Raw genomic sequence first — 23,817 nt, 5'->3', positions numbered from 1 at the left:
CGGCATGTACCACTCATCCGGCTCGGCTCTGTGCGCCGCCCTGACCCGCCTGATGACTGCTCGCTACTTTGTTTTAGCCGCTCTAAAAGCGGGTCACACACCAATTGCGCGGGCATTTGCTGGGCATCAGGTGCTCGATGCGGTGTAGATCGTCACTCATGCGCTTTGGCTCCTCAGCACGCCACATCCGCCAAATGACCGCGCGCGGTCATTTGGCAGCAGCGCGAAGTGATGCCTGCCTTAGCCATGCTTACGCTGGGCGGCTGCGAAGGCTTCCAACTGCTCGGGCGTGGCGTCTTTTTGATGCTGTTGTTTCCACTCGGCAAATGGCATCCCGTAGACCGCCTCGCGCGCTTGTTCCTTGCTCATGGTCTGGCCTTGCGCTTCGGCCGCTTCGCGGTACCAGTCGCCCAGGCAGTTGCGGCAGAAGCCGGCCAGAATCATCAGGTCGATATTCTGCACATCGGTGCGTTCCTGGTTGAGATGCTGTAGCAGGCGGCGAAATGCTGCCGCTTCGATGGAAGTGATGCTCGAATCAGTGCGTGATGTGGTGTCGGTCATGACGGAATCGGGGACAATAGACGGCCTTCGACTCTACACCTGACGCCCCATGACCGCTTCCGCGCCAGCTGCCTCCGCTTCGGCCCGCCTTCTCGATGGTCGCCGCATTGCCGAGGAATTGCTCGACGGTTTGAAGCTGCGGGTGGATGCGCGGCTGGCGGCCGGCAAGGCGCGCCCCGGGTTGGCGGTGGTGCTGGTCGGCGGCGATCCGGCATCATCGGTGTATGTGCGCAACAAGCGGCGCGCGGCGGAGAAGGTCGGCATAGAATCCTTCGATTACGACCTGCCGCACGGAGCTAGCGAAGCCGAGCTGGCGGCGCTGATCGATCAGCTCAACGCCGACCCCAAGATCCACGGCATTCTGATCCAGCTGCCGCTGCCTGGCATTCCCGATGCCAATCGGCTGATTCAGCGCATTGATCCGCGCAAGGACGTGGACGGGTTCCATCCGCAGAATGTCGGGCATCTGGCCTTGCGCGAATTCGGGCTGCGCCCCTGCACGCCGCGCGGCATCGTGACCTTGCTCGGCCACACCGACCAGCCGGTGCGTGGCCGCAATGCCACCATCGTGGGCGTGAGCAACCACGTCGGCCGGCCGATGGGGCTGGAGCTGCTGCTTGCGGGTTGCACGGTGACCAGCTGCCACAAATTCACTCCGCCGGATGTGCTTGAAGCCAGCGTGCGCAACGCCGACATTCTGGTGGTGGCGGTGGGCCGCCCGGGGCTGATTCCGGGCAACTGGGTCAAGCCGGGCGCGGTGGTGATCGATGTCGGCATCAACCGGCTCGATGACGGCCGGCTGGTGGGCGACGTCGGTTTCGACGCCGCCGCGCAGCGCGCGGCCTGGATCACCCCGGTGCCGGGCGGGGTAGGGCCGATGACGGTGGCTACGCTGATGCAGAACACCATCGAGGCCGCTGATGCGGCCGAGATTCAGGAGTCGGGAGTCGGGATTCGTTAAAGGCAACGGCGAGGCGCGTGCATCGGCTGATTCGGAGTGCATCCGAGATCGGCCGGCTATCGGCATCCTGACAAAACAGGCGACGGCGGGCGGTGCGAGGCGGTGCTGTTGCCTGTCCCGAATGCCGACTCCCCAATCCCGGCCCCAATGCGTTAAAATGCCGCGCTTCCCCAAACTCGGGTCCGCCGATGCTACGCATCCAGGCTGAAGCTCTCACCTACGACGACGTTTCGCTCGTCCCCGCTCATTCGATCGTCCTGCCCAAGGACGTCAGCCTGGAAACCCGGCTGACGCGCGACCTGCGCTTGAAACTGCCGATTCTGTCGGCGGCAATGGACACAGTGACCGAACACCGCCTTGCGGTGGCCATGGCCCAGTTGGGCGGCATCGGCATCATCCACAAGAACCTGACCCCGCAGCAGCAAGCGGGCGAAGTGGCGCGGGTCAAAAAGTTTGAATCCGGTGTGATCACCGAGCCGTTCACCGTCAGCCCGGACACCACCATCGGCGAAGTGCTGGCGTTGACCCGCGCGCGCAACATCTCCGGTGTTCCGGTGGTGGATGGCAGCGAACTGGTCGGTATTGTCACCAGCCGCGACATGCGCTTCGAAAAGAAGCTCGACGATCCGGTCCGCCACATCATGACCAAGAAGGATCGCCTGATCACCGTGCGCGAAGGCGCCAGCGATGAGGAAGTGCTCGAGCTGCTGCATCGCAATCGCATCGAAAAGGTCCTGGTGGTCAACAACAGTTTCGAGCTGCGTGGCCTGATCACGGTCAAGGACATCCAGAAGAAGACCGACAACCCGAATGCCGCCAAGGACAGCGCCAAGCGCTTGCTGGTGGGTGCGGCGGTGGGCGTGGGCGGCGATACCGAACAGCGTATCGAGCTGCTTGCCGCAGCCGGCGTGGACGTGGTGATTGTCGATACCGCGCATGGCCATTCGCAGGGCGTGATCGATCGGGTGGCGTGGGTCAAGAAGACCTATCCGCAGTTGCAGGTGATCGGCGGCAACATCGTCACCGGCGATGCCGCGCTGGCGTTGATGGATGCCGGCGCCGATGCGGTCAAGGTTGGCGTGGGTCCGGGGTCGATCTGCACCACGCGTGTGGTTGCTGGCGTGGGCGTGCCGCAGATCACCGCGGTGGACATGGTGGCCGAAGCGCTGCAGGACCGCATTCCGTTGATTGCCGATGGCGGTATTCGCTACTCCGGCGACATCGGCAAGGCGTTGGTGGCGGGTGCGTCGACGGTGATGGTCGGGGGCCTGTTGGCCGGTACCGAAGAAGCGCCGGGCGAAGTGGAACTGTTCCAGGGCCGCAGCTACAAGAGCTACCGCGGCATGGGTAGCCTGGGTGCGATGGAAAAGGGGTCCAAGGACCGCTATTTCCAGGACGCTTCCGATGCCGACAAGCTGGTTCCAGAAGGCATTGAAGGGCGCGTGCCGTATCGCGGCCCGGTCGGCGGCATCATCCATCAGCTCATCGGCGGCCTGCGCGCGACCATGGGCTACGTGGGCTGCGCCACCATCGAAGACATGCGCAGTAAGCCCAAGTTCGTCAAGATCACCGGCGCCGGCCAGCGCGAAAGCCACGTGCACGACGTGCAGATCACCAAAGAGCCGCCGAACTATCGCGCCGGATAACCGGGAATGGGGAATTGCGAATCGGGAATCGTAAGAGCCCGCCGCTCCCTCGTCCGATAGCGGTCGGCGCCGCGTTTGCTGTTGCGATTCCCTCATCCCGATTCTCGATTCCCGGCCTTCAATGACCAACATCCATACCGACAAGATCCTCATCCTCGATTTCGGCGCGCAGTACACCCAGCTGATTGCGCGGCGTATCCGCGAGATCGGGGTCTATTGCGAGATCTGGGCGTGGGATCACGATCCGTCGGAGATTGCCGGCTTCGGCGCCAAGGGCATCATCCTGTCCGGTGGCCCGGAATCGACCACGTTGCCAGGCGCACCGGTGGCGCCGCAGGAAGTGTTCGATAGTGGCCTGCCGGTGTTCGGCATCTGCTATGGCATGCAGACACTCGCCGCGCAGTTGGGCGGTGCGACGGAAGCCGCAGATCAGCGCGAATTCGGTCATGCCGAAGTGGATGTGGTGGCGGCCGATGCCTTGTTCGCCGGCCTCACCGATCATGCCGGCGTTGCGCGTTTGAATGTGTGGATGAGCCATGGCGACCACGTGTCGCAGGTGCCGCCGGGCTTCACCGTTACCGCCACGACCGACCGCATTCCGGTCGCGGCGATGTCCAACGAAGACAAGCGCTGGTACGGCGTGCAGTTCCACCCGGAGGTGACGCATACCTTGCAAGGCCAGACCTTGCTGCGTCGCTTCGTGGTCGATGTCTGCGGCTGTCAGACGCTGTGGACCGCAGCCAATATCATCGACGACCAGATTGCACGTGTGCGTGCGCAGGTGGGCGATGACGAAGTGATCCTGGGCCTGTCCGGCGGCGTCGATTCGTCGGTGGTAGCCGCACTGCTGCACAAGGCGATCGGCGACAAGCTGACCTGCGTGTTCGTCGATACCGGCCTGCTACGCTGGCAGGAAGGCGACCAGGTGATGGCGATGTTCGCCGAGCACATGGGCGTCAAGGTCATCCGCGTCAATGCGTCCGATCGCTACTTCGCCAAGCTCGAAGGCGTCAGCGACCCGGAAGCCAAACGCAAGATCATCGGCAACCTGTTCGTGGATATCTTCGACGAAGAATCCAACAAGCTGGCCAATGCCAAATGGCTGGCGCAGGGCACGATTTATCCGGACGTAATCGAATCGGCCGGCAGTAAAACCGGCAAAGCGCACGTGATCAAGAGCCATCACAATGTCGGTGGCTTGCCGGAACACATGAAGCTGGGCCTGGTCGAACCGTTGCGCGAATTGTTCAAGGACGAAGTGCGCCGCCTCGGTGTCGAACTCGGCCTGCCACGCACCATGGTCTATCGCCACCCGTTCCCCGGCCCTGGCCTGGGCGTGCGCATTCTGGGCGAAGTGAAGCGCGAATACGCCGAACTGCTAGCCAAGGCCGATGCGATCTTTATCGATGAGCTGCGCAAGGCTGATCTGTACGACAAGACCAGCCAGGCGTTCGCGATATTTCTGCCGGTGAAGTCAGTGGGCGTGGTCGGCGACGCGCGTGCCTACGAATGGGTGATCGCGCTGCGTGCGGTGGAAACCATCGACTTCATGACCGCGCATTGGGCGCATTTGCCGTACGACTTCCTCGGCACCGTGAGCAACCGCATCATCAACGAACTGCGCGGCGTCTCGCGGGTGGTGTACGACATCTCCGGCAAGCCGCCAGCGACGATTGAATGGGAATGATCCGGCGTCTGGCATCGGCTGGCACTGAGTGGCACCAAAACATTCCTAAGCCCGCGTCATTGCGGGCTTTTTTGTGATTTTGTTCGGCACTGTCAGGCAATCTTTGGCATCGCCAAGCACCGTTTTTTCATGGCACGATGAATGGCATTGAATGCTTCGATGCCATGAGATGCCATCGATACCATGTAGCCAACTTTCTGGTGCTCATGGTATTTATCTTTCTTAACGCAATGATTTTATTGCGTTTTTACGCCAGAATGGACTGGTTCCAGATCATGGTATTTGAGCCGAATCAGGGTGAGAACCATGCTGACCGATACCAAGCTGCGTAACCTCAAGCCGAGGGACAAGCTCTACAAGGAAAACGACCGTGACGGCCTCTATGTGGCCGTCACGCCCGCCGGGGCGATCTCGTTCCGCTACAACTACTCGATCCACGGCCGGCAGGAGACCATCACCTTCGGCCGCTATGGCGTTGGCGGCATCACCCTTGCGGAAGCCCGCGAGCGGTTGGGCGAGGCCAAGAAGATGATCGCGGCCGGGAAGTCGCCGGCCAAAGAGAAGGCGCGGAACAAGGCCCGCGTCAAGGATGCGGAGACGTTCGGGGCGTGGGCGGAAAAGTGGCTGCGCGGCTACCAGATGGCTGACTCCACCCGCGACATGCGCCGTTCGATCTACGAGCGCGAGCTGAAGCCTAAATTCAGCAACCAGAAGCTGGTGGAGATCACCCACGAGGACTTGCGGGCGCTGACCGATGCCATCGTGGAGCGCGGTGCACCGGCGACCGCAGTGCATGCTCGCGAGGTGATGTTGCAGGTCTTTCGCTGGGCCATCGAGCGCGGCCAGAGGGTCGAGAACCCGGCAGAGCTGGTGCGGCCGACGACTATCGCCAAGTTCGAGCCGCGCGACCGTGCGCTGACGCCCGACGAGATCGGTCTGATGTATCAGTACATGGAGCGCATCGGCACAACGCCATCCATTCGGGCTGCCGCCAAGTTGTTGCTGCTGACGATGGTGCGCAAGAGCGAGCTGACCAACGCGACCTGGAACGAGATCAACTTCAGCGAGGCGCTTTGGACCATCCCGAAGGAGAGGATGAAGCGACGCAATCCGCACCTGGTGTTCCTGTCCCGGCAGGCGCTGGACATCTTCATTGCCCTCAAGACCTTTGCTGGCGGATCGGACTACGTGTTGCCGTCGCGGTATGACTCGGACTTGCCCATGAGCAGCGCCACGCTAAACCAGGTGCTGACGCTGACGTATCGGCTGGCGCAGAAGGAAGGGAAGTCGCTCGCTAAGTTCGGGCCACATGACTTGCGGCGCACGGCCAGCACGTTACTGCACGAAGCTGGCTACAACACCGATTGGATCGAGAAGTGCCTTGCCCACGAACAGAAGGGCGTCAGAGCCGTCTACAACAAGGCCGAGTATCGCGAGCAGCGCACGGCGATGTTGCAGGACTGGGCGGACATGATCGACGAATGGACGCTGAAACGGCCGAAGGCGTAGGTCAGGAGGAGAGCGAATTCAGCGGTGTCGCCCGAGCATCGAGGTATGGCTTCGGGTGTCATTGACACATGAGGGGCGCGGCGTTTTAGCTGCTAAAAAGTGGCGGCTTCGACCGTCTGAATGAAGCCCGGCCGCATGGCCTGGGTGCCCGATGACTTGCGCGCCTCGATCCATTCCTCGACCTCTGCCAAGTCCCAGGCGACGTTTCGGCTGGTGAGTGCGATCCGGCGCGGGAACTCCCCGCGCTGCTCCATGTTGAAAATCGTGCGCTCAGACAGCGGGATCATCGCCAATAGCTTCTTGCGGTTGATGAGCGTCTTGCTTGTCGTTGCCTGCATCTCCTGGCCTCTTTCAGTCACTTGCGAACATGTGCCTGATGGTGCCTGGCGAAGCAGGTTGAGTCGGATCAATTGTTGGCTATTATGGTTGACAAGATGAGGGTCAAAAAACGAAGTGCTTATTGGGTTTCCTCAGGTCAAATACTTCGGAAATCGATGCCAGTGCTTTAGATACCGCTTGGCGGGTCAGGGTTTTTTGTCCATGGCCTTGCAACTTGCTTGCGATCACTGACTGATTGAACCCGGAATGTAGAAGAACCAGCATTTTTTTCTTGGTGTCCGACAGCTTTTTGTCCACCATCAACCGGGCCAGATTGCGCAGCGCGGCTTTGTCTGTCGGCTGCGCTCCCTTGTGCAGCAAATACCGATAGTAGTAGCTATCTACCAGCGGATCGCCCGACGCCGCTGCCTGTGGTGAGGATGGCTTGGCGCATTGGCGGCTGAGCCTCGCTACTTCGACTTCAAACTGACTGAGCGACCGCTTCGCTTGTCTGTACACAGGGTTCCATTCGCCATTCGGAAGTTTGGGACGATGCTTGTTGCAATACTGATGGCTGAGTTCAAGCTTCTTGCGGTTTTCAAGCTCCACATCATTGACCTTCTCCTCGGCGACTATGGCCATGAAGGCCGAAAACTCCGAAAGATTTCCGCAGAGATCGCAAAAGCCGTGTTTACGTTCTGCATTGAGACTGACGCCCCTGACGGCAGTTGAGGTCTTTGGACGCTTTCGGCCGCAGTCACTAACCAAGTCGATCAATGATTCGAACGAGGCAACAAAGCGTTGATCTCTGGCGGTTTGCTTGTCTTCCGTCTTGATGAACTGGCGTAGCAACTGCCGTTGCATACGAACCATCGCATCAAACCCGACCAGTCGAATGATTGCGCTGACGCCGACTCCTGTTCCCGCGCCGGGGACATAGCCAGAATAGCGTGCCGGTAGAGTGGCCAAGTACGCGCCCACGGCGGGGTCGATCACTTCGTAGATCAGTCGCCAGATAGGGTAGCGTCTCGAGGATATGGAGTATGGCTTCCAGCGTTCGCGAAAGTCTTTGATAGCCTGAGAAACGCCAGGGGCGCATCCTTCCCAGATGGCAATGTAGTAAGGGCCAAGGCGTTTCTGCGCGTCTTCTTCGCTGTCCATGTCAACCATTATCGACAACAAATAGGCTTCAATCAAGCCGGGTGCTACGTAACCTTCGTTGCAATTCAGTTGATAACGGAGGCGACGTCCCCCCAATTTTGAGTAGCACCTCAGTTTGGAGTCCAATTCCCTACCCCAAGGAGATTGGACGTGAAGAAGCGTTTTTCCGAAGAGCAGATCATCGGCTTCCTGCGCGAAGCCGAAGCGGGCATAGCGATCAAGGACTTATGCCGGCGGCATGGCTTCAGTGAGGCCTCGTACTATCTGTGGCGCAGCAAGTTCGGCGGCATGAGCGTGCCCGACGCCAAGCGGCTCAAGGACCTTGAGGCCGAGAACGCGCGGCTAAAGAGGTTGCTGGCCGAGCAGTTGTTCGAGAATGACCTGATCAAGGATGCGTTGCGAAAAAAGTGGTGAGCGCACCGGCGCGTCGTGCGCTGGTGCGCGAGTGGATCGGGCGTGGTGCTAGCGAGCGTCGTGCCTTGGCGGCGATTGGCATGAGCGCCAGCGCGCTGCGCTATTGCCCACGCCAAGACCGCAATGGCGAACTGCGCGAGCGCATTCTTGCGTTGGCGCATCGCCATCGCCGCTACGGCGTGGGGATGATCTATCTCAAGCTGCGACAGGAAGGACGCCTGGTGAACTACAAGCGCGTGGAGCGGTTGTATCGCGAGCAGCAGCTACAAGTGCGGCACCGCAAGCGCAAGAAGGTACCGGTTGGCGAGCGTCAGCCGCTGCTGCGGCCAGCGCAGGCCAACCAGGTGTGGTCGATGGACTTCGTGTTCGACCGCTCCGCCGACGGCCGAGTGATCAAGTGTCTGGTGATCGTGGACGACGCAACGCACGAAGCGGTCGCCATCGAGGTGGAACGCGCGATCTCCGGGCACGGCGTTGCGCGCGTGCTGGATCGGTTGGCACACAGTCGCGGCCTGCCGCAGGTGATCCGCACCGACAACGGCAAGGAGTTTTGCGGCAAAGCGATGGTTGCCTGGGCGCATGACCGGGGTGTGCAGCTACGGCTCATCCAGCCGGGCAAACCAAACCAGAACGCCTACGTCGAATCGTTCAACGGCCGGCTGCGCGACGAATGCCTCAACGAACACTGGTTCCCAACGCTGCTGCATGCACGCAATGAGATCGAACGCTGGCGACGCGAATACAACGAGGACCGACCCAAGAACGCAATTGGCGGCATGACGCCGTCCGCTTATGCCCAACATCTGGCAAACACCGATATCATCAACCCCGGACTCTAAACGCGGCCGCTACTCAGGGCGGGGGGACGTCGGGGCTGGTCATGTCCGGGCCACGGTCGACTATCGCCACATCCGACGATGCCCCGAGGGGCCCCATCGCCAGTTCTGACGATGACGGACCCCGGTGCTCGATCTCGCATCGCCGCTTCTGACGATGCAATCCGCTCTTTGACACTTGAGGGGCCGAGCGCCGGGGATTCTTCCGGCCTCTCCCTCTTGGCGTTCAACTTTCCATGCCTAATGGTCTGTCATCCCTGTTTCGATAGGCGTGCCTGTGTCATCGGCGCGATGTCAACCATTTCGGCCAATTATTGGAATGTTGTGCGGGCCGGCTCTCCGTAACCTTCGGAGTAGTTCAGTTGATAACGGAGGTTTACGGACATGGCGACAAAGATCGAACGGCAACTGGCTGTGCGGCTCGTGCGCCAGCCGCGCACTGGGCGGAAAGAGCGTGGAAGGCCTTGTATTCAGTGCGTGGATAGCAAGCGGAGACCGCAAGGAAAGAACGCTATTTCCCCACTACTGGAACTCGATTTCACCCCGATTTCTTCCCGATTTAGGCCGATTCTCCCGGTTCCATGTCGGTTACAGAGCGATTGCAGAGAAATAGCGGTCTTTTCCAACTTCCGTACGTGGGAGATTCGGGGCTGAACTGCGGGCAGGATGTGTGAAGTAGGCCCACCCGCAAGCGGGTTGTCCTTCTTCACTTCCCCTTATTCGCGCCGGGGGCGCTCAACGGGGCATCCTGCTCTGCGAGGCTGCTGACTACCGCCGGCTGGAGAGCGAATGGACGACGAGAAGAGAGTCACGCGGAAGAGCAGCTCGCCCATCAAGGTGTACTGCCTTCCTGAAGAGCGCGAACTGATCGAGGCGAACGCCAAAAGGGCCGGGGTTAGCGTGGCGCGCTACCTGCGCGACGTGGGCCAGGGCTACCAAATCAAGGGCGTCATGGATTACGAATACGTGCGCGAGCTGGTGCGCGTGAATGGTGACCTTGGCCGGCTGGGCGGCTTGCTCAAGCTATGGCTGACCGACGACCCGCGCACGGCCCGCTTCGGTGACGCCACGATCCTTGCCCTGCTGGGCCGGATCGAAGCCACCCAGGACGAAATGAGCCGGCTCATGAAGTCGGTGGTGCAGCCGAGGGCCGAGCCTTGAGCTTTTTAGCGGCTAAAAAGCCAGGGGCCGGCCGATGATCGCCAAGCACGTACCCATGCGCTCGCTGGGCAAGTCCGACTTCGCCGGCCTGGTGAACTACGTCACCGACGCGCAGAGCAAGGATCACCGGCTGGGCCAGGTGCAGATCACGAACTGCGATGCCGTGTCCGTGCAGGACGCCATCACGGAGGTTCTGGCGACCCAGCACACGAACACGCGGGCCAAGGGCGACAAGACCTATCACCTGATCGTCAGCTTCCGGGCCGGCGAGCAGCCCAGCGCTGACACCCTGCGGGCGATTGAGGAACGAATCTGCGGCGGGCTGGGCTATGGCGAACACCAGCGCGTCAGTGCCGTTCACGACGACACCGACAACCTGCACATCCACATCGCCATCAACAAGATTCACCCGACCCGGAACACGATGCACGAGCCGTACTACTCGCATCGGGCGCTGGCCGAGCTTTGCACGACCCTGGAGCGCGACTACGGGCTGGAGCGGGACAACCACGAACCACGCCAGCGCGGTGCCGAGGGCAGGGCGGCCGACATGGAGCGGCACGCGGGCGTGGAAAGCCTGGTCGGCTGGATCAAGCGGGAATGCCTGGACGAGATCAAGGGCGCGCAGTCCTGGCAGGAGCTGCACCAGGTCATGCGCGACAACGGCCTGGAACTGCGCGAGCGTGCGAACGGCCTGGTGATCGAGGCCGGCGACGGAACGATGGTCAAGGCGAGCACCCTAGCGCGCGACCTTTCCAAGCCGAAGCTGGAGGCCCGGCTTGGCCCGTTCGAGGCTGCGCCCGAACGGCAGACACGAACCAAAGCGAAGCGGCAGTACCAGAAAGACCCGATCCGCTTGCGCGTGAACACCGTCGAGCTGTACGCCCGGTACAAGGAGGCACAGCAGCACCTCACGGCCACCAGGGCCGGCGCGCTGACGGAGGCGAAGCGCCGGAAGGTTCGGGCCGTCGAGAACGCCAAGAAGGCGGCGACCACCAGACGGGCGGCGATCAAACACCTGACAGACGGCCGGCTGACCAAGCGGCTGCTTTACAGCCAGGCCAGCGCCGCGCTGCGGACCGATCTGGAGACGATCCACAAGCGCTACGACCAGGAGCGGACGGCGATCTACCAAGCGCACAGCCGGCGCACTTGGGCTGACTGGCTCAAGCACCAAGCCCAGGCCGGCGACGGCCAGGCGCTCGATGCGCTGCGCGCCCGCGAGGCGGCCCAGGGCCTCAAACGCGACACCATCCAGGGCAACGGCCCCGCCAAGCCCGGCCATGCCCCGGCGATCGACAACATCACGAAGAAGGGCACGATCATCTACCGCGCCGGCAGCTCGGCCGTGCGCGATGACGGCGAGCGCTTGGCCGTATCCAGCCAGGCCGGCCGCGCCGGCGTCGTGGCAGCGCTGCGCCTAGCGATGGAACGCTACGGCGAGCGCATCACCGTCAGAGGCAGCGTGGAGTTCAAGGCCGCCGTGATCCGGGCGGCCGTGGATGCTCAGCTTCCCATCACGTTCGCCGATCCGGCCCTGGAGAGCCGGCGGCAGGCCGAGGTCACCAAGGCACAGGTCAAGCGCCGGCCGAGTGTGTCGGCAGTCGGCCAGGAACCGCCGCCACATCGCCGGCACGGCCTGTGCACGCTTGGCCAGCTCGACAGCCTGCACATCGAGGGTAGGGCCCAGCGGCTGACTCAGGCCGCCCATATCCCGACTCCGCCAGTGGCCAAGATGCAGAAGTTGGCACCGTCCGAGCTGGAGAAGCGCGAGGCGCGGCTACGGGCGCAGATGGAAGCCAAGAAGGCGAAACGCCAGGGTAGGAAGGGGCGCGGCGTTTGATACTTGCATGGGTGACTGCATAGTTCTATGATTGCAGTCATGGAAAGCAAATGAGAGGTTTTGAATTATGGCAATTCTGACTGTAAGGAATGTGCCGGATGACGTGCATCGCGCTTTGCGCGTGCGGGCGGCCCAACATGGCCGCAGTACGGAAGCGGAGGTGCGCGAGATTCTGGCGGCCGTGGTCAAGCCGGAGAAGCGCGTGCGTGTGGGTGAAGCCCTAGCCGCCATCGGCCGCAAGATCGGGCTGACCAATGAGGATTTCGCCGTGTTCGAGAGCGTGCGCGACAAGACGCCGGCCAAACCGTTGAGCTTCGAGTGAATGATCGTCCTGGATACCAACGTCGTTTCAGAGGCGATGAAGCCGGAGCCGGACGCGGCCGTGAGGGCCTGGCTGAACGACCAAGCGGCGGAAACCTTGTACCTGTCCAGCGTCACGCTGGCCGAGTTGCTGTTTGGCATCCGGGCGCTGCCGGCGGGCAAGCGCAAGAACATGCTCGACCGCGCTCTGACCGAGCTGCTGGAACTGTTCAAGGATCGGGTCTTGCCGTTCGATACGGATGCAGCGCGCCACTATGCCGACCTGGCCGTGACGGCCAAGAACGGCGGGCGCGGCTTCCCGACGCCAGACGGCTACATCGCGGCCGTTGCAGCCTCGCGGGGCTTCATCGTGGCATCGCGCGACACATCGCCCTATGAAGCGGCTGGCGTGAATGTCATCAACCCTTGGGAGGATGTATAGGGCCAGGGACAGCCGTAAGGGCCGAGAACAGAATCACCGAAGTCCGGGCCTCAGTGCCAAGGGCGATACCGATTAGCTAGTGGCGTAGCTCTTCGATGAAACCTTGCCGTGGGCAAGCGCGAGCTTGGTCAAGGCATTGCCTTTCTTTCATCGAATGGAGATTGCGACCATGCAGCACGTCCGTTTTTTAGCGGCTAAAACCGCGCTCGCTGCCGTCCTGGCCGGCAGCATCATCATCACCCCGGCGCAGGCCGGCATCCCCGTCATCGACGGCGGCAACCTGGTGCAGAACGTCATGACGGCCATCGAGTCGGTGGCGCAGACGCTCAAGCAGATCGAGCAGTACCAGACCCAATTGCAGCAGTACGAAAACATGCTGCAAAACACGATGGCCCCGGCGGCCTATATCTGGGATCAGGCTCAGTCCACCATCAACGGGCTGATGAATGCCGTCAACACGCTGGACTACTACAAGAACCAGCTCGGCAGTCTCGACAACTACCTGGGCAAGTTCCAGGACGTGGCCTACTATCGTGGTTCGCCGTGCTTCTCGGCCGCCGGGTGCTCGGATGCCGAGCGCGCCGCGATGGAGCAAAACCGCAGCCTGGCGAGTGAGAGTCAGAAGAAGGCGAACGACGCGCTTTTCAAGGGCCTGGAGTAACAGCAGCGCAACCTTTCCGCCGATGCTCGCCAGCTCGAACGGCTCCAGTCCGCCGCGCAGGGCGCGACCGGGCAGATGCAGGCCATCGGCTACGCCAACCAGCTCGCCGCCAACCAGGCAAACCAGCTCCTGCAAATCCGTGGCCTGCTGATCGCACAGCAGAACGCCGCGACCGCCAGGATGCAGGCGCAGGCCGACGTCGAGGCGCAACAACAGGCCGCCGGCGCGACTTCCAGGGAATCCAGGATCGAGCGCACGGCCAACCCAAGAAACTGGCTCGAACTGACCCGCTGACGGAGGCCCTGCACCATGAAGAAAACGATGCTGCTTGCCGGCCTCGTGGTGGTGCTGGTGGCTGGTTGCGACAACAAGCCAGCCATCCCGCCCATGCCCGAGGTCAATGACACCAATTGCCAGATTGAGGCGATCACGAAGATCGAGGATAGGGCCACGCGCGAGAAATTCGCCGGGCTGTGCTCGCGCCGGTCGCCGGCCGCCGGCGGCATCGCGCCGACCGAGAAGCCGATGAACTGGCTCGAACTGGCCGACCCGAAAGACCAGAAGGAGGTGAAGCCATGAAAGCACTGCACAAGGCGGCGCTGATCGGCGTCGCCATCGCGCTCTACTCCACCGCCGCATCGGCCCAGCTCACCAACCAGGGGATGCTTGACCAGGTGGTGACGGAGTTCGCCACGCGGGCCACGTCCTGGCAGACGGTGGTGATGAATGCCGCGATGTTCCTGTTCTGGACGCTGGGCACGATCTCGCTGGTTTTCACGTTCGGCTTCATGGCGCTGCGCAAGGCCGACATTGGCGAGTTCTTCGCCGAGTTCATCAGGTTCATCCTGTTCTTCGGCTTCTTCCTCTGGCTGTTGCGCTATGGCCCGACCTTCGGCAACTCGATCATCCAGTCACTGGCCCGGCTTGGTGAGCAGGCGTCCGGGGTGGCATCGGTGACACCCTCGGGCATCGTGGATATTGGCTTCATGATCTTGAAACAGGCATTCACGAACTCGTCGATCTGGTCGCCCGTGGATAGCTTCACCGGCGTGGCCTTGAGCGTCGGCATCCTGATCCTGCTGGCTGTTGTCGCCGTGAATATGTTGCTGCTGCTCGTATCGGGCTGGCTGCTGATGTACGCCGGAATCTTCTTCCTCGGCTTCGGTGGAAGCCGTTGGACTTCCGACATGGCGATCAACTACTACAAGACCGTGCTGGGCGTGGCCGTGCAGATCATGACGATGGTGCTCCTGGTCGGCATCGGGAACGACCTGCTTTCCAGCTTCTACGCCAGGATGAACACCGGCACCCTGAACTTTGAAGAGCTGGGCGTGATGCTGGTTTTCTGCGTGGCGTTGCTCATGCTGGTCAATCGTGTGCCCCCGCTTGTCGCCGGCATCATTACCGGCCCGGGGATCGGTGGCGCTGGCGGCATTGGCAACTTCGGTGCAGGTGCCGCCATCGGTGCGGCTATGGGCGCGGCGAGTATGGCCGCCGGAGCGGCCAGCGTGGCTGGCGCGGCCGTGATGGGCGGTGCGGCCTCGGCCGCCGGCGGCATGTCGGCGATTAAGGCGGCGTTCGAGAAAGCAGGGGCTAGCGCCGGTGGCGAATCGGGCGGAGTGCCCATGTTTGGTGGTGGTGCTGGCGGTGATTCCGATGCTGGATCGTTCGCGCAGGCGGCGGGCTTTGGTGGCGGCGGTTCCAGTGCCGGCACAAGTACGCCGCTCGGCCAGGCGGCCGGCTTTTACAGCTCTGGAAGCTCCAGCAGTTCGGGCAGCAGCGGCGGCGAATCGAGGGGCGGCGACAAAGCCGGCTCCAGCTCGAAGGGTAGCGGTGATGGCGGCGGCAGCGACGCCGGCGGCCAAGCCGGCCGAGGTGCGGGAGGCCTTGTCGCTGCGACGGCTGCGAACCTGGCGCAAGGCATTGGCGACGTTGCGAAGGCCAAGGCGGCCAGCATCCGCGACGCCGCCGCCGAACGCATCGCCGACACCACCGGCGGGAAGATCGCCGCCGCGATCCGGGCGAGCAGCCAGACAGACCAGGCGGTCGAGGATGTGTCCAGCTTCGGCGGCAACAGCCTGGCAGGGGTCGATTCGGCTGCTGCTGATCCTGATGATGAAGTGGCCGCGTTCGCCAACCGCGACAAGGAGGTATGACGATGACGCCGAGAGGATTTTTCGACTGCCTGGACCTTGCCGCTGCCGAACAGCGCCAGACGCAGGCGGTTGTGGCTGAGCCGGTCGACGATCAATCGTCTGATGCAGACCCGGCGGCAGAAGTTGCGGCCTTTGTTGATCGACCTGCTCCGCCCGTCCTTGAGGCCACCAAGCTGGCGGCCAGGTCGGGCGGCAACGTCAGCAGCTACGGCAGCAGCGCGAGAAGTACGCCGCTGGCCGAGGCCGCCGGCTTCTACGGCACCGGCAGCCGATAAGCGCGTCGGCCGGCGTGGGGCCGGCCGACACTTCCACAACCCACCTGTTAGAGAGGTGAATCATGGCAACCCTGAATCCTACCAATGCAACGCAGGCCGTTCATCATGCAGCCGTGCAACTCGCCGCGCTCGACTGGCTAGACCAGGACGCGGCGCGGCAGCTCGGGCCGCTCGCCGAGGCCGTGGCGAACGCTTTCATGGTCGTGTTTTACCAGGCCGAGACGGGCCAGGCGACACCTGCCGACTTTCGCGAGGCCCTGGACGCGGTGCGGCAGTCACTCGGCGCCGCGTAGGCACGCGCACCAGGAGCAGCAAGGGCGGCCATTTGCCGCCCTTGTCATTTCCGGGCCTGCATCGTCAAAGGTGACGATGTGCGGTGGCGTGCTCGAGCATCGCCAGATCGGACGATAACGGCCGCTCTGGCCTTCTCCCTTGGCGTGGATCTCGCATCGTCGTTTCTAGCGATGAGATCCAGCGCACCAGAACGGCGCACGTCGAGCTGCAGCACCGCCAGGAATGGCGATGCTGGCCAGCTCTCCTACTCGATGCCGTGCATGGCCTTCGCCCGCGCTGCGACGGCCTGTGCGTGTTCGATATAGGCCGGGTCGGCTGTGGCCTCGGCTTCGGCCAGGAAGGTGCTGATCGCCTCGGCCGAGGTCAGCGTCTCGGCCGGGTCGAAAGGCGTCAGCTCACGGCCAACGGCCGGCGCATCTACCCATTCGCGTTGTTCCGGTGGCAGTGGATACACGCCGGCGGCTTCGGCCTCGGCCAGCAGCTCGGCCAGGGTGTAGCGCACCTGGCCAGGCGTGACGGCGCGGGCCGGGTCGGCCTTCAAGGCGTCATAGGCCGGGCCGACCTTCTCATGCAGCCAGTTCTCCAGGTTCTTCGAACCTGTCATCGGCTGGCCTCATCAAGCATGGATGCCAGGCGCTCTAGGTCGTTGACCGATTGCGAGCGAAAGCGGCCGGTCAGCAGCTCGTGCAGCGCGGCCGGCGTCAATCCGAGAAGCGTAGCCGCTTGCTCGGCTGACAACTGTCGCGCCTTGATGGCTTCGCCGATCTTGGTGACGAGTCGGGTCTTTACCAGCATTTCGCCGGCGTCGGGATAGCCCAGGTCGGCATAGACGTTGGCGCTGCCCTGCTGAATGTTCGGGGTGTCGTCAGCGTTCAGGTCGGCCAGCAACTCGGCGACTGTGGCGAACCGCCCCGAGACACGGCCGGCGCGGCTGTCTGCAATTGCTTCCTCGGTTTCCTTCCTGCCCATCGCACACCTCACGCTGATTTGCCTAGCCCGTCTCATCCAGATGAGGCCACAGAGAGCACGGCTGTGAAGGCCAAAGGGTACTACGTTGCGTGTTTTCCCCGGAAAAAGACACGCCGACCACCTTCTTGGCGTAAACCATCTACGACCTGGTGGCTAAAGCACATGGCCTTGCCATCGAGCTGGTGCCGCGAGCCTGCCGCAACGCATGGCGCCGGCCGAATCTATGGCTTTGCGCACATGAGATTCGGGGTTCATTTGGGTGGATCAGATGGTAAACTTGGCCAAACTTTGGAAAACTTCGCCGTGAGACACCAAGCGAGCCGCCTGACATGAACCAACCTGATAGCGAAATCCTCACGCTGGATGAAGTGGCGGTCTACCTCAAGGCGGGGAAGAAGACCGTTTACCGGCTGGCTCAGCAGGGGGAGATACCGGGATTCAAGCTGGGCGGCACCTGGCGGTTTCGTCGCAGCGAGTTGGATCGCTGGATTGCCGCGCAAATAGCCGAGAAAACGCAGGACAAGACATGAGCGCCCCGAAAAACGATAGCAACCAGGCGGCCTCGCCCCGAGAGGGGGCTGCACGCCCATGAACGCCGTAGAAATCGAACAGGCCATCACCGACCTTGCGGAGCGGCCCTTTGACCCCGCAGAGTTCCCCTACGCCTTCCTCGAAGCCTTTGGCAACAAGCCGACCACCATCAAACGCCTGCGCGCGGGAGCGTCGAACAAGTCCGATCTTGGCGGTGTTCTCCAGACCAGCAACATCCACATCCTGACCTGCGACGCAGGGCGGGTCACGCAGACGCTGGCCGCCCTCAAGGCCAGCCCTGCGACGGCCAAGGCCAAGGCGAAGTTCATCCTTGCTACGGACGGCACGGACTTCGAGGCCGAAGACCTGACCAGCGGCGAGACAGTCGCCTGCGCCTTCAAAGACTTTCCCGATCACTTCGGCTTCTTCCTGCCGCTGGCGGGCATCAGCACCGTCCGCCAGATCAGCGAGAACGCCTTCGACATCCGGGCCACCAGCCGCCTGAATCGCCTGTACGTCGAACTGCTGAAGGACAACCCGGAATGGGGCACGGCGGAGCGTCGGCACGACATGAACAAGCTCATGGCGCGGCTGATTTTCTGCTTCTTCGCCGAGGACACCGACATCTTCGTCGGCAAAGGGCGCTTCACCGAAACCATCGCTCAGATGAGCGCCAAAGACTCGTCCAACACGCATGAAGTCATCGCCACGCTGTTTCGCACGATGAACACCAAGCGCGAGGACCGGGCCGCAGCCAAGGTTCCCCGATGGGCCGAAGACTTCCCCTACGTCAACGGGCAGTTGTTCTCCGGCGGCGACGAGGTGCCGCGATTCAGCAAGATCGCCCGGTCCTACCTGCTGCACGTTGGCGGGTTGGACTGGATCAAGATCAACCCGGACATCTTTGGCTCCATGATCCAGGCCGTCGCCGAGGACGAGGAGCGCGGTGAGCTGGGGATGCACTACACCAGCGTCCCCAACATCCTGAAGGTGCTGAATCCGCTGTTTCTTGACGACCTGCGGGAGAAGCTGGAGGAAGCGGGCGATAACGCCCGCATGTTGCTCAACCTACGCAAGCGCATCGCCAAGATCAGGGTCTTCGACCCGGCCTGCGGTTCGGGCAACTTCCTGGTCATCGCCTACAAGGAAATGCGCGCTATCGAGGCCGAGATCAACCAGCGGCGCGGCGAGCCGGATCGTGCATCAGGAATCCCGCTCACCAACTTTCGCGGGATCGAACTGCGCGACTTTCCGGCGGAGATCGCCCGCCTTGCGCTGGTCATCGCCGAGTACCAGTGCGACGTGCTGTACCGAGGGCAAAAGCTGGCGCTGGCCGAGTTCCTGCCCCTGCGCAACGAGAACTGGATTACCTGCGGCAACGCGCTCCGGCTGGACTGGTTGAGCGTGTGTCCGCCCACCGGTACTGACGTGAAGTTGCAGGGGGATGATCTGTTCGAGACGCCGCTCGACCAGGCTGAGATCGACTTCCAGAATGAAGGTGGGGAAACGTACATCTGCGGGAACCCGCCATACAGGGGCAGCAAATGGCAAAGCGACGAGCAGAAAGCTGATTTGGCGAATGCTTGGGCCAAGCACCCCAAGCTGGCGAAGACTACCGACTTCGTGACTGGTTGGTTTGCACGTTTTTTCGATTACGCAGACAAGGTGCCGGATGCCGTCGCTGCTTTCGTTGCAACCAACAGCGTTTGCCAAGGACAGCAAGCCAGCGAGGTATGGCCTGCCGCTTTTGAGCGCGGATGTGAAATCCGTTTCGCTCACACCTCGTTTAAGTGGGCCAATCTGGCTGCTCACAATGCGGGTGTGACCGTCGTAGTCATCGGCTTGGGAAAAAAATCCAATCAGCCTAAACGGTTGTATCAGGATGACATGCTCAAGCAATGCACTGCCATCGGTCCCTATCTCGTACCTGATAGCTTAGCCTATGTTCAAAAAGCCAACGATTCGATTGGCGAGCAATCCGTCATGCTGTTTGGAAACATGCCGCGCGATGGTGGCAACTTGTTGATGGACACAGGTTTGGCGAGAAAGGTCATGGCCGACGATGCGGTGGCGCGTCCTTTCATCAAACGCTTTATCGGCTCAGAAGAATTGATCAACGGCAAACTCCGATACTGTTTCTGGATTGAGGATGATGAAGTTGATGCAGCAAACGCAAGCGAGTTCATCGCGCAACGGTTGAAATTGGTGGTGGAAAACCGCAGCAATTCGCCGGCTGAATCCACGCGCGGTTTCGCAAAGAAGCCGCATCGGTTCGTGCAAATTGCTGGAACCGCCAAGGAAACTGCAATCGTTGTTCCTAAAGTTTCTTCCGAATCACGCGAATATCTGCCCGTGGGTTTCGTGACCGCAGACACCATTGTTAGCGACCTCGCATTCGCCCTCTACGACGCCCCTCTATGGAACATGGCGTTCATCGCCAGCCGTCTGCATTTGGTCTGGATCGCCACCGTCTGCGGAAAGCTGGAAACACGCTACCGTTACTCCAACACCATCGGCTGGAACACGTTCCCCGTACCGACGCTGACTGACAAGAACAAGGCCGATCTCACGCGCTGCGCGGAGGACATCCTGCTGGCTCGGGAGCATCACTTCCCTGCGACCATCGCGGACATGTACGACCCTGAGAACATGCCCGCCGACCTGCGGGCGGCGCATGATCGCAACGATGAAGTGCTGGAGCGAATCTACATCGGCCGTCGCTTCAAGAACGACACCGAGCGGCTTGAGAAGCTGTTCGACCTCTACACCAAGATGACCGCTTCGGCTGCACCGGCCAAGGGCAAGAAACGCAAAGCGGGAGCCAACGCATGAGCGACAAGATCAAGTCCGTACCCTCCGTTTCTGTCACCTACGCCCGCAACGGCGCATCGACCAAGGCCAATGCTCTTGGGATGCGACCCATGCAGGAGCGGGCCTACGAGAAGCGGGGTGAGCAATACTTGCTCATCAAGTCACCGCCGGCATCGGGCAAGAGTCGTGCGCTGATGTTCGTGGCACTCGACAAGCTCAGGAACCAGGGCGTCAAGCAGACCATTATCGTTGTGCCGGAGAAGTCCATCGGTGCCAGCTTCAACGACGAGCCGCTGTCGAAGTACGGCTTCTGGTCCGACTGGCAGGTCGAACCCAAGTGGAACCTGTGCAACGCGCCAGGTAACGACAACGGTGGCAAGGTCAAGTCTCTCGGCGCATTCCTCGAAGGTGACGACAAGGTACTGGTCTGCACCCATGCGACTTTCCGCTTCGCGGTCGATGCCTACGGCGTGGAGGCGTTCGACGACCGACTGATCGCGGTCGATGAGTTCCACCACGTTTCGGCCAACCCGGACAACAAGCTCGGCTTGCACCTGGGGCAGTTCTTCGCGCGGGGCAAGACGCACATCGTTGCCATGACCGGCTCCTACTTTCGTGGCGACGCCGAGGCCGTGCTCGCACCGCAGGATGAGTCGAAGTTCGATACCGTCACCTACACCTACTACGAGCAGCTCAACGGCTACGAGTACCTCAAGCAACTCGACATCGGCTACTTCTTCTACAGCGGGTCTTACGTTGATGACATCCTCAATGTCCTCGATCCCGCCGAGAAGACCATCATTCACATCCCGAATGTCAATTCGCGCGAGAGCACGAAGGACAAGATGCGCGAGGTGGAACACATCATCGAGGCACTGGGGGAGTGGCAGGGCATCGACGCCGCCACCGGCTTCCAGCTCGTCAAGCGTCCCGATGGCCGCATGCTACGGATCGCCGATCTCGTCGATGACGATGCCGCCAAGCGCGACCGCGTGTCCGCCGCGCTCAAAGACGCGGCGCAGAAGAACAACCGCGACCATGTGGACATCATTATCGCGCTGGGCATGGCGAAGGAAGGCTTCGATTGGATTTGGTGCGAACATGCGCTGACCGTGGGCTACCGTGCCAGCCTGACCGAGATCGTGCAGATCATCGGCCGAGCTACCCGCGACGCGCCCGGCAAGACCCGCGCGAGGTTCACCAACCTGATCGCCGAGCCGGATGCAGCCGAGGAAGCTGTCACCGAGGCCGTCAACGATACGTTGAAGGCCATCGCGGCAAGCCTGCTGATGGAGCAGGTTCTTGCTCCACGCTTCGAGTTCAAGCCCAAGAACCCCGACAGCGGCCCGACGCCGGGTTTTAACTACGGCGAGGGTGGCTACGACTCGGACCGCTGCAATGTCGGCGTCAATGAGCAGACAGGGGCGTACCAAATCGAGATCAAGGGCATCGCCGAGCCCAAGAGCAAGGAGGCGGCGCGAATCTGTCAGGAAGACCTGAACGAAGTCATCGCGGCCTTCGTGCAGGACAAGCCCACCATTGAGCGCGGCCTGTTCGATGAGGAGTTGGTGCCCGAGGAGCTGACGCAGGTTCGCATGGGCAAGATCATCAAGGACAAGTATCCCGAGCTTGACGCCGAAGATCAGGAGGCCGTGCGCCAGCATGCCATCGCCGCCCTCAACCTCACGCAACAAGCCAAGCGGCTTGTCACCGAAGGCGAGAGCGATGGATCACCCAACACCGCGCTGATCGACGGCGTGCGCCGGTTCGCGATGGACGTGCGCGAGCTGGACATTGACCTGATCGGCCGCATCAACCCCTTTGGCGAAGCCTACGCCATCCTCGCCAAGACCATGAGCGAGGACAGCTTGAAGCAGGTCGCGGCGGCCATCTCGGCCAAGCGCACGAGCCTGACGCCGGACGAGGCGAAGGAGATGGCCGTTCGCGCCGTTCAGTTCAAGAAGGAGCGCGGCCGCATTCCGGCGCTCGATTCCCAGGATGCCTGGGAGCGACGCATGGCCGAAGGCGCGGCGCTTCAAGGCGGAGGGACGCTATGAGTAACTCCGATCTTGACGAACTCGCTGCGGAGCTTGCCGAGTTCGCACCGCGTGAGAAGAAGGGCGGACGGCCGGCCAATGAGGAGCGCGTCATAGCGGGCTTCGAGGAAATCCAACGCTTCACCGAAAAGCACGGCCGTGCGCCGCAACACGGTGAAGACCGCGACATATTCGAGCGCCTTTACGCCGTGCGTCTGGACCGTTTGCGCGCGCTCCCGGACTGCCGCGCCCTGCTGGAGTCGCTGGACCATCAGGGCTTGCTTGCCGGGGCGCCTACCGTTGCCGCTTCGGCGGATGAGGCCATCGACATCGACGACCTGGCCGCCGAGCTGGCGGGCGTAGCGGACGCGGACGACATCACGGTTCTACGCCATGTCCGCACCAGCGCCGACAAGCGCGCCGCCGAGGAGATCGCGGATCGCAAGCCTTGCGAAGACTTCGAGGCGTTCAAGCCACTGTTCGAGCGCGTAGCGAAGGAAGTCAAGACCGGCTTGCGCCAGTCCCAGCCCATAGAGGCGGGCCGCCGCGCGATTGAGGCCGGGGACTTTTTCGTTCTCGATGGCATCACGCTCTTCGTTGCCGAGGTCGGCGAGCCGCTGAAAACCACCGCCGGGGAAGTGGACCGCCGCCTGCGCCTCATCTTCTCCAACGGCACCGAAAGCAATCTGCTGCTGCGCTCGCTCCAGCGAGCGTTCTACAACGACCCCGCCGCGCGGCGGCTGGCCTCGCCCGATAGTGGACAACTCTCCTTCGGCGGCGAGCTTGAGGCCGATGATGTCGAAAGCGGCACGATCTACGTCCTGCGCTCCCTCTCCGATCATCCCTATGTCGCGCAGCACCGCGACATCATTCACAAGGTGGGCGTGACCGGGGGCAGGGTGGAGACGCGCATTGCCAACGCCGAACATGACTCCACCTACCTGCTGGCGAAGGTCGAAGTGGTGGCGACCTACAAGCTCGCGGGCATCAACCGCACCCGGATGGAGAACCTGTTCCACAGACTGTTCGCGCCCGCGCGGTTGAACATCACCATCAACGACCGCTTCGGTCACCCTGTGCAGCCTGAGGAATGGTTCCTAGTGCCACTTCATGTGATCGACGAGGCGGTTCAGCGCATTCGAGACGGATCGATTACCGAGTTTATCTATGACCCGAAGACCGCTCGACTGGTGGGCTACGCGCGGACTCACTATAAGGATGAACCATGATGGAAAGTCTGCGACC

Annotated in this window: 22 protein-coding genes, 1 other RNA gene and 1 pseudogene; 19 read left to right on the top strand and 5 right to left on the bottom strand. The window is 62.1% G+C overall.

Annotated elements, in window-relative coordinates:
* Positions 1-4: 4 nt before the first annotated feature.
* A non-coding RNA gene (locus KWO_RS11665) (sX9 sRNA) lies at positions 5-79 on the top strand.
* A 161-nt stretch (positions 80-240) separates the two neighbouring features.
* Here KWO_RS11665 and KWO_RS11660 read toward each other — a convergent pair.
* Entirely contained in the window at positions 241-561 is a 321-nt protein-coding gene (locus tag KWO_RS11660; protein WP_010382162.1) for a DUF1244 domain-containing protein, read from the bottom strand.
* Between the two features lie 49 nt (positions 562-610).
* On the opposite strand from KWO_RS11660, the gene folD reads away from it, so the two are divergent.
* The 4 genes from folD to KWO_RS11635 all read left to right on the top strand — a co-directional run bounded on the left by folD (position 611) and on the right by KWO_RS11635 (position 6,364).
* Entirely contained in the window at positions 611-1,522 is a 912-nt protein-coding gene (gene folD, locus KWO_RS11655; RefSeq protein WP_010382160.1) for a bifunctional methylenetetrahydrofolate dehydrogenase/methenyltetrahydrofolate cyclohydrolase FolD, read from the top strand.
* 188 nt (positions 1,523-1,710) lie between these two features.
* Positions 1,711-3,168 carry an IMP dehydrogenase gene (guaB, locus tag KWO_RS11650; protein WP_010373039.1) on the top strand — a complete coding sequence of 486 codons (1,458 nt, stop codon included), beginning with the start codon at positions 1,711-1,713 and terminating at the stop codon, positions 3,166-3,168.
* 121 nt (positions 3,169-3,289) lie between these two features.
* Positions 3,290-4,855 (top strand): glutamine-hydrolyzing GMP synthase, encoded by a 1,566-nt coding sequence (gene guaA, locus KWO_RS11645; RefSeq protein ID WP_010382157.1) that lies wholly within the window; start codon positions 3,290-3,292, stop codon positions 4,853-4,855.
* Between the two features lie 306 nt (positions 4,856-5,161).
* Positions 5,162-6,364 (top strand): tyrosine-type recombinase/integrase, encoded by a 1,203-nt coding sequence (locus tag KWO_RS11635; RefSeq protein ID WP_010382153.1) that lies wholly within the window; start codon positions 5,162-5,164, stop codon positions 6,362-6,364.
* Positions 6,365-6,456: 92 nt separating this feature from the next.
* Here KWO_RS11635 and KWO_RS11630 read toward each other — a convergent pair whose 3' ends face one another.
* Both KWO_RS11630 and KWO_RS11625 read right to left on the bottom strand, forming a co-directional pair.
* Positions 6,457-6,702 (bottom strand): helix-turn-helix transcriptional regulator, encoded by a 246-nt coding sequence (locus KWO_RS11630; protein WP_026113189.1) that lies wholly within the window; start codon positions 6,700-6,702, stop codon positions 6,457-6,459.
* A gap of 103 nt (positions 6,703-6,805) precedes the next feature.
* Positions 6,806-7,852 carry a hypothetical protein gene (locus tag KWO_RS11625; protein ID WP_020434441.1) on the bottom strand — a complete coding sequence of 349 codons (1,047 nt, stop codon included), beginning with the start codon at positions 7,850-7,852 and terminating at the stop codon, positions 6,806-6,808.
* A gap of 141 nt (positions 7,853-7,993) precedes the next feature.
* On the opposite strand from KWO_RS11625, the gene KWO_RS11620 reads away from it, so the two are divergent.
* The 10 genes and pseudogenes from KWO_RS11620 to KWO_RS11575 all read left to right on the top strand — a co-directional run bounded on the left by KWO_RS11620 (position 7,994) and on the right by KWO_RS11575 (position 16,224).
* A protein-coding gene (locus KWO_RS11620) for an IS3 family transposase (RefSeq protein ID WP_100243780.1) occupies positions 7,994-9,096 on the top strand; the annotation gives its coding sequence in 2 pieces (ribosomal slippage) (positions 7,994-8,252 and positions 8,252-9,096; 1,104 coding nt in all).
* 786 nt (positions 9,097-9,882) lie between these two features.
* Entirely contained in the window at positions 9,883-10,254 is a 372-nt protein-coding gene (gene traJ, locus KWO_RS11615) for a conjugal transfer transcriptional regulator TraJ (protein WP_010378981.1), read from the top strand.
* Positions 10,255-10,288: 34 nt separating this feature from the next.
* Complete coding sequence (gene traI / locus KWO_RS11610; protein WP_017113207.1) at positions 10,289-12,097, top strand: TraI/MobA(P) family conjugative relaxase; 1,809 nt, start codon at positions 10,289-10,291, stop codon at positions 12,095-12,097.
* Positions 12,098-12,164: 67 nt separating this feature from the next.
* Complete coding sequence (locus KWO_RS11605) at positions 12,165-12,419, top strand: FitA-like ribbon-helix-helix domain-containing protein (protein WP_010373123.1); 255 nt, start codon at positions 12,165-12,167, stop codon at positions 12,417-12,419.
* Complete coding sequence (locus KWO_RS11600) at positions 12,420-12,839, top strand: type II toxin-antitoxin system VapC family toxin (protein WP_010373126.1); 420 nt, start codon at positions 12,420-12,422, stop codon at positions 12,837-12,839.
* 154 nt (positions 12,840-12,993) lie between these two features.
* Positions 12,994-13,794, top strand: a pseudogene (gene trbJ / locus KWO_RS11595) (P-type conjugative transfer protein TrbJ).
* Between the two features lie 15 nt (positions 13,795-13,809).
* On the top strand, positions 13,810-14,079 hold the full coding sequence (gene trbK / locus KWO_RS11590; RefSeq protein WP_017113204.1) for an entry exclusion lipoprotein TrbK: 270 nt from the start codon (positions 13,810-13,812) through the stop codon (positions 14,077-14,079).
* Positions 14,076-15,656 (top strand): P-type conjugative transfer protein TrbL, encoded by a 1,581-nt coding sequence (gene trbL, locus KWO_RS11585; protein WP_017113203.1) that lies wholly within the window; start codon positions 14,076-14,078, stop codon positions 15,654-15,656. Before trbK ends, trbL begins: the two co-directional genes overlap by 4 nt.
* Before the next feature lie 2 nt (positions 15,657-15,658).
* The gene (locus tag KWO_RS11580) at positions 15,659-15,931 is read left to right on the top strand and encodes a hypothetical protein (RefSeq protein WP_227479913.1); all 273 of its coding nucleotides are present in this window, start codon (positions 15,659-15,661) and stop codon (positions 15,929-15,931) included.
* 62 nt (positions 15,932-15,993) lie between these two features.
* Positions 15,994-16,224 (top strand): type I toxin-antitoxin system ptaRNA1 family toxin, encoded by a 231-nt coding sequence (locus KWO_RS11575; protein WP_010378963.1) that lies wholly within the window; start codon positions 15,994-15,996, stop codon positions 16,222-16,224.
* Between the two features lie 245 nt (positions 16,225-16,469).
* On the opposite strand, the gene KWO_RS11570 is transcribed toward KWO_RS11575, so the two are convergent.
* Positions 16,470-16,829: a helix-turn-helix domain-containing protein gene (locus KWO_RS11570; RefSeq protein ID WP_010378961.1), complete on the bottom strand. Its 360-nt coding sequence runs from the start codon at positions 16,827-16,829 to the stop codon at positions 16,470-16,472.
* On the bottom strand, positions 16,826-17,194 hold the full coding sequence (locus KWO_RS11565) for a helix-turn-helix domain-containing protein (RefSeq protein WP_010378959.1): 369 nt from the start codon (positions 17,192-17,194) through the stop codon (positions 16,826-16,828). The genes KWO_RS11570 and KWO_RS11565 overlap by 4 nt, the downstream gene beginning before the upstream one ends.
* Before the next feature lie 329 nt (positions 17,195-17,523).
* Between KWO_RS11565 and mads1 the strand changes: the two genes are divergently transcribed.
* The 4 genes from mads1 to KWO_RS11545 are packed head-to-tail and all read left to right on the top strand — an operon-like array spanning position 17,524 to position 23,801.
* The gene (mads1, locus tag KWO_RS11560; RefSeq protein ID WP_010378957.1) at positions 17,524-17,724 is read left to right on the top strand and encodes a methylation-associated defense system helix-turn-helix domain-containing protein MAD1; all 201 of its coding nucleotides are present in this window, start codon (positions 17,524-17,526) and stop codon (positions 17,722-17,724) included.
* A gap of 58 nt (positions 17,725-17,782) precedes the next feature.
* Positions 17,783-20,557: a class I SAM-dependent DNA methyltransferase gene (locus KWO_RS11555; protein WP_010378942.1), complete on the top strand. Its 2,775-nt coding sequence runs from the start codon at positions 17,783-17,785 to the stop codon at positions 20,555-20,557.
* Positions 20,554-22,593 carry a DEAD/DEAH box helicase gene (locus KWO_RS11550; RefSeq protein WP_010378941.1) on the top strand — a complete coding sequence of 680 codons (2,040 nt, stop codon included), beginning with the start codon at positions 20,554-20,556 and terminating at the stop codon, positions 22,591-22,593. Before KWO_RS11555 ends, KWO_RS11550 begins: the two co-directional genes overlap by 4 nt.
* A complete protein-coding gene (locus KWO_RS11545; RefSeq protein ID WP_010378940.1) occupies positions 22,590-23,801 on the top strand; it encodes a GIY-YIG nuclease family protein in 1,212 nt (403 codons plus the stop codon). Before KWO_RS11550 ends, KWO_RS11545 begins: the two co-directional genes overlap by 4 nt.
* Positions 23,802-23,817: the final 16 nt, after the last annotated feature.

It is taken from the genome of Xanthomonas vasicola pv. musacearum NCPPB 4379 (genome assembly GCF_000277895.2).
GTDB lineage: Bacteria > Pseudomonadota > Gammaproteobacteria > Xanthomonadales > Xanthomonadaceae > Xanthomonas > Xanthomonas vasicola.
The sequence above is the reverse complement of the archived record's forward strand: the minus strand, read 5'-3'. Positions and strand labels throughout refer to the sequence as shown.